The organism is [Clostridium] symbiosum ATCC 14940, from assembly GCF_000466485.1.
Taxonomy (GTDB): Bacteria; Bacillota; Clostridia; order Lachnospirales; family Lachnospiraceae; genus Otoolea; species Otoolea symbiosa.
Map to the genome: position 1 here is coordinate 1 of NZ_KE992789.1, position 8,502 is coordinate 8,502.

Annotated in this window: 9 protein-coding genes; all 9 read left to right on the forward strand. The window is 47.5% G+C overall.

The features are described from left to right. The first annotated feature begins 152 nt into the window (after positions 1-152). The 9 genes from CLOSYM_RS00280 to CLOSYM_RS00315 all read left to right on the forward strand — a co-directional run bounded on the left by CLOSYM_RS00280 (position 153) and on the right by CLOSYM_RS00315 (position 8,447). Entirely contained in the window at positions 153-1,481 is a 1,329-nt protein-coding gene (locus CLOSYM_RS00280) for a Na+/H+ antiporter NhaC family protein (protein ID WP_021640491.1), read from the forward strand. 20 nt (positions 1,482-1,501) lie between these two features. After that, on the forward strand, positions 1,502-2,413 hold the full coding sequence (locus CLOSYM_RS00285; protein WP_021640492.1) for an AEC family transporter: 912 nt from the start codon (positions 1,502-1,504) through the stop codon (positions 2,411-2,413). Between the two features lie 156 nt (positions 2,414-2,569). Further along, the gene (gene rpmG / locus CLOSYM_RS22095) at positions 2,570-2,719 is read left to right on the forward strand and encodes a 50S ribosomal protein L33 (protein WP_021640493.1); all 150 of its coding nucleotides are present in this window, start codon (positions 2,570-2,572) and stop codon (positions 2,717-2,719) included. A 56-nt stretch (positions 2,720-2,775) separates the two neighbouring features. After that, positions 2,776-2,979, forward strand: coding sequence for a preprotein translocase subunit SecE (secE, locus tag CLOSYM_RS00290; protein WP_003502674.1), 204 nt, complete (start codon positions 2,776-2,778; stop codon positions 2,977-2,979). A 21-nt stretch (positions 2,980-3,000) separates the two neighbouring features. Beyond that, on the forward strand, positions 3,001-3,516 hold the full coding sequence (gene nusG, locus CLOSYM_RS00295; protein ID WP_003502676.1) for a transcription termination/antitermination protein NusG: 516 nt from the start codon (positions 3,001-3,003) through the stop codon (positions 3,514-3,516). An 81-nt stretch (positions 3,517-3,597) separates the two neighbouring features. Further along, a complete protein-coding gene (gene rplK / locus CLOSYM_RS00300) occupies positions 3,598-4,020 on the forward strand; it encodes a 50S ribosomal protein L11 (RefSeq protein ID WP_003502679.1) in 423 nt (140 codons plus the stop codon). Between the two features lie 172 nt (positions 4,021-4,192). Continuing rightward, positions 4,193-4,888, forward strand: a complete 696-nt coding sequence (rplA, locus tag CLOSYM_RS00305; protein ID WP_003502681.1) for a 50S ribosomal protein L1 — start codon at positions 4,193-4,195, stop codon at positions 4,886-4,888. 198 nt (positions 4,889-5,086) lie between these two features. Next, the gene (locus tag CLOSYM_RS00310; RefSeq protein ID WP_021640495.1) at positions 5,087-6,517 is read left to right on the forward strand and encodes an ABC transporter substrate-binding protein; all 1,431 of its coding nucleotides are present in this window, start codon (positions 5,087-5,089) and stop codon (positions 6,515-6,517) included. Beyond that, entirely contained in the window at positions 6,501-8,447 is a 1,947-nt protein-coding gene (locus CLOSYM_RS00315) for a sensor domain-containing diguanylate cyclase (RefSeq protein WP_021640496.1), read from the forward strand. Before CLOSYM_RS00310 ends, CLOSYM_RS00315 begins: the two co-directional genes overlap by 17 nt. The last annotated feature ends 55 nt before the right edge of the window (positions 8,448-8,502 follow it).

An 8,502-nucleotide genomic window follows, 5' to 3' on the forward strand; every position in this document is an offset into this window, starting at 1 on the left:
GACGCGTCCTCCAAACCTCAGTTAAATCTCCATAGTTTTACCTAACTTACACTGAACTGTAAACAGTAACAAGATAAGAACAGAAACGGTGAAAGAACAGTTGGACAATTTGAATAATTACTTTATACTATAAAGCATAGGGAGGTTGTGATATGTTGGAACTGATCGTGCTCGGAGCCTTTTCGGCGGCGCTTCTGTTATGCGCGGCGCTTGGAATATCAGTGCTGTATGCTCTGATTTTCGGATACATTCTTTTTGCGGGATATGCATTTAAAAAGCATTATACGGCTGTGGAGATCGCCCAAATGTCCCTGCAGGGAATAAATACCGTGAAAAATATACTGATTGTTTTTATGCTGATAGGAATGCTGACCGCCGTATGGCGTGCGGCGGGTACGATACCGCTTCTCGTCACGTTTTCTGCGGGGCTGATTGTACCTTCTGCATTCTTTCTTGTCGTGTTTTTATTAAACTGCCTTGTTTCAGTTTTGACCGGGACTGCATTTGGGACGGCAGCCACCAGCGGCGTAATATGTATGGCTATGGCCGCAGGGGCGGGGATGAATCCCGTTTACACCGGAGGGGCCATATTATCCGGAATATTTTTTGGCGATCGGTGTTCCCCGATGTCCACCAGCGCCCTGTTAGTCAGTGAGCTGACAGAAACCGATATTTTTGACAATATAAAGAATATGGTAAAGACTTCCGTCGTCCCGTTTGCCGCCGTCTGCGTCCTTTATCTGCTGATGGGACTGAACAGCGCAGGGAGCTTATTTGATTCAGTCCAGCTCTCCCTTTTGAGAGGCAGCTTCAAACTTCACTGGGTTACGGCTCTGCCTGCCGCACTTGTTATTATCTTGTCCCTGTGCAGAATCAATGTCAAGCGTACAATGATGGCCAGCATCCTGGCGGCGTCCTTTATCTGCCTGTCCGTGCAGGGAAATACCCCGGAGGAACTCCTGCGCTTTCTAATCTTCGGTTACCGTGTTCCGGAGCCGGAATTAGCGGTCATGATGAATGGGGGAGGGATCCTTTCTATGGTAAAGGTCAGCTTGATTGTATGCATCTCTTCTTCGTTTTCCTGCATATTGGAAAAGACGGGGATTCTGTTTGGTATAAAGAAGAAAATCGGCCGGCTTGGAGAACGGGTCACGCCATACGGCGGGGCGCTCCTGACTTCGCTCCCGGCCTCGATGGCGGCCTGCAACCAGACGCTGGGAATTATTTTGACCTACCAGCTCTGTAAGGATATCACAGATGATAAAAAGGAACTGGCGATTTATCTGGAAAATTCAGCCGTTATCGTGGCTCCCCTGGTCCCGTGGTCCATCGCCTGCGCCGTGCCGCTTGCCGCTATCTCGGCACCGGAGACGGCCGGCTGTATCCTGACGGCATTTTATCTGTATCTGCTGCCTGCATGGAACATGATATGCAGCAGAAGGAGGATGAATAGGATAAAGCCGGATGGTCTTGTAAATTAAACGGTGAAGGAGGATGAATCATGGAGCTTATCAAACTGTTCAATCTGCAGGGGAGCCTCTTCATTATGATTCTGGCAGGGGCTGTATTAAAACGGAAGGGGATTATTGACGAGCCGGGTAAGCGGTGTCTTACGGATCTCTGTGTAAATATCATCATTCCCTGCAATATTGTTAAATCATGCCTGATTGAGTTTGACATATCGATTATGAAGGCCTGCGGCCTGCTGCTGGCGGTCGGAATCGTCATGCAGTTCTTGTGCGTCTTTCTCAACCGCTTTTTGTTCAACGGTTTTGAGGAGCATCAGAAGAAAGTACTCCAATACTGTACGATTGTGTCAAATGGCGGTTTTCTGGGCAATCCTGTGGCGGAGGGGGTCTATGGGGAACTGGGACTTCTGTATGCGTCCATATTTCTCATTCCGATGCGTGTGGTTATGTGGTCGGCCGGAACATCGTATTTCATATCGGGCGGCACAGATAAAAAGAAGGTATTACGTAATATCCTGACCCATCCCTGCCTTGTAGCCGTATATCTTGGCATGTTTCTGATGTTTACGCAGATTCACGTGCCGGAAGTGCTGGCCTCTTCCGTCCGGAGTATCGGAAATTGCAATTCAGCAGTCACAATGTTTATTATCGGCACGATTCTGGCAGATGTGGATGTGAGGACGATAATTAATAAAACAACGGCCGGTTTTGGGATCTTCAGGCTGGTGCTGCTTCCTGGCGCCGCATTGGCGTTAAGCCGGCTGCTGGGGCTTGATTCCGTGGCTGCCGGAGTTGCGGTCATAATGACCGGCATGCCGGCCGGGGCGACGGCGGCCATTTTTGCGGCAAGATATGGAAGCGATGCTGAGTTTGCCACCAAGTGCGTTGTGCTGTCCACCCTGTTGTCCATGATTACGATTCCTGTCTGGTGTGCGGTGATTTAAAAAATATATTGACGAAATAAAGCTTTTATGATATAGTAGACGGGCGAATGGAAGAACTTAGGTCTTTTTTTTATGCTCAAAATCAGGGCCGAAACCTTGATAAATGCAGTAAAATAAAGGCTGTGACAAACAACAATTTAAGTGGAGGTGGAAGTCGTGCGCACAAGAATTACACTGGCATGTACAGAATGCAAACAACGTAATTACAACATGACTAAGGATAAGAAGACTCATCCTGACAGAATGGAAACAAAGAAGTATTGCAGATTCTGTAAAACACATACGTTACACAAAGAAACAAAATAAGGTAACTGATTGTACCTGGTTTCAGGCGGCTGCCTGAGACAATTGGAGGACAAATTATGGGTGAAACAGAAAATACCAAAAAGGCTCCTAAAAAGAGCTATTGGAAAGGCCTTCAGGCCGAGTACAAGAAAATCATCTGGCCCGACAAAGAAACTGTTGCAAAGCAGACAGGAGCTGTTGTTGCGGTTGCCATTGCTTTGGGACTGATTATTGCAGCGCTTGATACGATTATCGTAACCGGTCTGCATTTTGTTATCTAAAATAAGGGCAAGGGTGAGAATATGTCAGAAGCAAATTGGTATGTAGTGCATACTTATTCCGGCTACGAGAACAAAGTAAAAGTTGACATCGAAAAGACAATTGAAAACAGAAAGCTTCAGGATCAGATTTTAGAAGTGTCCGTGCCGATGCAGGACGTTATCGAACTGAAGAACGGGGCTCAGAAACAGGTTGCCAAAAAGATGTTTCCCGGATATGTACTGATTAACATGGTTATGAACGATGACACATGGTATGTAGTACGCAACACCCGAGGTGTAACAGGATTTGTTGGTCCGGGTTCCAAGCCGGTTCCTCTTACGGAAGCAGAGATGGATGCTCTCGGGTTCAGGGAAGCCGGATTGGTTGTCGAATTTGAAGAAGGTGACACAGTTGTTGTTACCGCAGGGGCCTGGAAAGATACCGTTGGTGTTATCAAGTCCATCAACGAAGGAAAGCAGACCCTTACTATCAATGTGGAGATGTTCGGCCGTGAGACACCGGTAGAACTTAACTTCACGGAAGTAAAGAAGATGTAATAAAACGGCCTTTAACCGGTTTAGAGGCTCGTGGGAGGGAGATTCCCGCAATTACCACATTTATTTAGGAGGTGCCTTATCATGGCAAAGAAAGTTACAGGATATATCAAATTACAGATTCCTGCTGGTAAAGCTACACCAGCACCGCCAGTTGGACCGGCTCTCGGTCAGCACGGCGTTAATATCGTTCAGTTCACAAAAGAATTTAACGCAAGAACAGCAGATCAGGGCGACCTGGTTATTCCGGTTGTTATCACTGTATACGCTGACAGAAGCTTCAGCTTTATTACAAAGACTCCGCCGGCTGCAGTTTTGTTAAAGAAGGCATGCAAGATCAAATCCGGATCTGCAACACCTAACAAGACAAAAGTAGCTACCATCTCTAAAGAAGAACTTCAGAAGATCGCAGAGCTGAAGATGCCAGATTTAAATGCTGCAAGCCTTGAGGCTGCTATGAGCATGATCGCAGGTACAGCCAGAAGTATGGGAATCACAGTAGAGTAAGCCGAAAGCAGTTAATCAGGACACTTTTTGGCTTAATGCGAAGCGGTTTCATTATCCGGGCGGAGAAGTTAGGGCCTGGATGAACGGACGCACGCTGAAGAAGTGAATTCGAGATGTTTATTTGTAACGTGGGAGGGAAATCCCCGACAATACCACTAGGAGGTTATTTATAATGAAAAGAGGAAAAAGATACGTAGAGGCTGCTAAATTAGTAGACCGCACAAATCTTTATGACGCTGCAGAAGCTATTTCTATCGTAAAGAAAGCATCTGTTGCTAAATTTGATGAAACAATTGAAGCTCATATCAGAACCGGATGTGATGGACGTCATGCTGATCAGCAGATCCGTGGTGCCGTAGTTTTACCGCACGGAACAGGCAAGACAGTTAGAATCCTTGTATTTGCAAAAGGACCGAAGGCTGACGAGGCTCAGGCTGCAGGCGCAGACTTTGTAGGCGCTGAGGAACTCATCCCGAAGATCCAGAATGAAGGATGGTTGGATTTCGACGTAGTTGTTGCTACACCTGATATGATGGGTGTTGTTGGTCGTTTAGGACGTGTACTCGGACCGAAGGGCTTAATGCCTAACCCGAAAGCCGGTACAGTTACTATGGACGTAACAAAGGCTATCAACGATATCAAAGCTGGTAAGATTGAGTACAGACTTGATAAAACAAATATTATCCACGTGCCAGTAGGAAAAGCTTCTTTCACAGAAGAAATGTTAGCGGACAACTTCCAGACGCTTATCGACGCTATCCTGAAGGCAAAGCCAAGTGCATTAAAGGGCTCTTACTTAAAGAGTGTGACACTTACGTCCACTATGGGTCCTGGCGTTAAATTAAATGTTGCTAAGCTTGTGAACTAATTCAGGGGCAATAGAATTTTACAATTACAGAGCCGGATCAAAAGCATACGCTTTTGGTCCGGTTTTTGATATTTTATAATTGCAATAGACAGCCGGCATATGATACGGTATACTGAGATATTATAGTAACAGTTCATGCTTTAAACTGTTATCATATTATATAGTAGAGTAGACTAATGTGCATTGGTTGGAGTATGTATGAGAAGGATAAGTAAATATACGATAATAGCAGCGCTCGTCTTGATGACGGTGGTCAGTCTCGGCGGATGCGGTAAAAGAGGAAAAAAAGTGCCTGATCCGAAGTCGCCGGTGGTGATTACGCTCTGGCATTCTTATAATGCAGTGGTAAAGATGCAATTTGACAAACTGGTTCAGGAGTTCAACGATACGGTCGGAATGAATGAGGGGATAATAATCGATGCGAAAGGATACGGCTCCAGTGATGAGCTGGAGGAAGTGCTGTACGCCTCGGCGAACCGCGTGATTGGAGCGGAACCGCTGCCCGATATATTTTCGTCCTATCCTGACAGTGCATACCGGCTGGATAAGATAGCTCCCCTGGTATCTCTGGAAGAGTATTTTACAGGAGAAGAATTGGGTAAATACCGTCCGGAATTTTTGGAAGAGGGTATGTGGGATCATTCCGGGGTCCACAAAATGGTGCCGGTGGCCAAATCCACGGAGCTGCTGTTTCTGAATAAGACGGACTGGGAACGTTTTTCTGCGGATACGGGAGCTTCCATGGAACTTCTTGGAACCTGGGAGGGGCTTGCAAAGACGGCTCAGATGTACTATGAATGGTCGGGAGGCCAGCCGTTTCTCGGCATGAATTACTATAATGATTTTGCCGTAATTACGGCTGCGCAGCTGGGGGAAAATGTGTTATCCGGCAGCGGGAAGCCGGTTTATTCCAAAGAGACGGCGGGAAGAGTATGGGACGCCTACTACATACCTCATATAATGGGGTGGTATGAAAGCAGGGTATACAATCAGGACGGCGTTAAGAGCGGAAAGATGATTGCTTATATCGGCTCATCGGCAGGCGCCGGATTTTTTCCGGACGAAGTAATCAAGGATGAGAATAAGTCATATCCGGTTGAATGCCTGTGCCTTCCCTATCCCGTGTTTCAAAACGGGGAAAAATACATGACCCAGCGCGGAGCTAATATGGGAGTATTCGCTTCAGACGAGGTGCGCGAGCGTGCTGCCTGCGAGTTTTTGAAGTGGTTCACACAACCAGAGCAGAATATCAGGTTTGCGGTGTCTACGGGTTACCTGCCGGTTGAGCAGGAGGCGCTTTCATCCGTACCGGAACTTCTCAGGAATGTTGACGATACTGGAAATGCGGCGGCAATTACAAGCGGAATCAATGCATATCTGGAAGCGGGGAGGCAGTATGCATTCTATGCGAAAAAAGCATTTGACGGCTCTTATGAATTGAATAAAGTCTTCGGGGAGTCTTTGGAGAAAAAAACGGCCGAATCTCTGGCCCTGATGGAAAAAAGGATATTAAACGGGGAAAAAGAAGATGTTGTGCAAAAGGATCTGCTGGAGGAGGAGTGCTTCTACCGCTGGTATGATTCTCTTATCAAAGAAATGGCTGGTATGACAGATGGGGAGAAAAATTAGAAGCAGGAATATTGCGTTTCGTTTGACTGTTGTGTTTGTCTGTTTTGCTGCATTTCAGAGCAGTCTGCTGGCCGGAATCATGGTTGGCAGCGGCGTGCTCAAGAGAGCAGAGCAAAATGAGTACAGGATATTTTCGGAGAAGGTGAACGGGCGTAAGAACAATCTGGAAAACGAGATGAATAACATCTGGACAAATTTTGACTATGACGAGGAACGGATCAGCCGGTATTTTGAGGAGACGGATACGGGGAATCTGGCGGGTAAAGAGGATGAAGTCCTGGAAGAGCTGGCTCCCATCATTCTGGATTCGCTTTACCACACAAAGACTACGGGCGCTTTTCTGATACTGCCGGGGCAGGACGGAACGGAGAATTCTCTGGCCTCCCTGTATTTTCGTAACAATAATCCGGATAAGGCGGGACAGAATAACGAGAACCTTTATATGCTGGCCGGGCCGTGGAACGTGGCCGACAAGCTGAAGATTGCAACTACGGCAAACTGGAGTTACCGGCTGGAACTCAGCAGCAGCAACCGGGATTTTTATACAAAGCCCTATGAGGCGGCAAATGAGTACGGCCGATCAGCCTGGCTGGGCTATTGGAGCACACCGTTCAAGGTAAATCCCCAGGATGAAGACGTCATCACTTATTCAGTACCTGTTTTTGACGGGAAGGGGAATGTGGCCGCCATATTCGGAGTTGAGATTTCCGTGAATTATCTGTACCGTTTTTTACCGGCAAGAGATTTGCAGAACACCGATTCCTACGGTTATGTCATCGCGACCGGTTCAATGGAGAAGGGCCTTAAACTGTCTATCACGTACGGTGCAGTCCAAAGGAGGATGCTGGAAGCCGGAGAGATGATGGAGCTGGAAAGCGTCGATGAGGAGGACGGGATATACAGGCTGCTCAACCATAACAGCAGCCACGATATTTATGTCAGTGCCAGCCGGATGGGAATGTATTACCACAATACGCCGTTTGAAGGGGAGGAGTGGTACCTGATGGGGCTGATGGAGAAGCCGGTTCTGCTGCATTTTCCTCAAAAGATAGAGAGGCTGCTGGTTTTTGCACTTTTGGCAACCACTGGCATCGGACTGATTATCGCGTTGTTTGTCAGCGTGTGGTTTACCCGTCATGCTAAGCTGATGGAGCTGTCGGGACTTCCTCTGGGGGTGTTTGAATTGCGCCCGCATTCAGGCAAGGTGTTTATGACCAGCCGGATTCCCAGTCTGCTGAACCTTACATGGGAGCAGGAACGTATTTTTACCAGGGATAAGATGAAATTTACAGAGTTCCTGAAAGACTTTGAGAATTTGCGTGACGGAGGCGACGACACATTCAGGCTGGAGTCGGAGGACGGCTCAAAATGGATTAAGATAACCAAAAAAATAATGGATGGCACCGTAAGGTGCGTTGTGGAAGATGTGACGGATGAAGTCCTTCAGACGAAAGCGCTTCAGGTAGAGCGGGACAGAGACGGCCTGACAGGCGTTGGAAACAGACTGGCTTTTGAAAAAAAGATGGAATGTCTCCGGGACGACTTTGGCAGCGGGAACCGGCCGGGCTTTGTCATGTGTGATTTAAACAATTTAAAGTGTGTGAACGACGAATTTGGCCACGATAAGGGGGATGAGTATATCCGCGCCGCTGCAGATGCCATTAGGACGGCATTTCCCGGTGAAGCGGTATACCGCATCGGAGGGGACGAATTTGCCGTTTATCTTGAAAATAAAGATGCCGAAACCGCTGTGGAAGGCATCGCAAGGATAAAAACAGCAATGGAGGAGTACAGCCGCACGCAGGAATTCCATGCGGCCATCGCGTCCGGATACGCATTCTATACCCCGGGCCGGGATTTGGAGGTAAAAGATATTATGACCCGGGCGGATGCTTATATGTACCGGCATAAGAGAAGAATGAAGCGGTAGGCGGTGTTTGGTTACTGTTCAGAGATTTAATTAAGCAGGTGAGGACGCCGCCGGT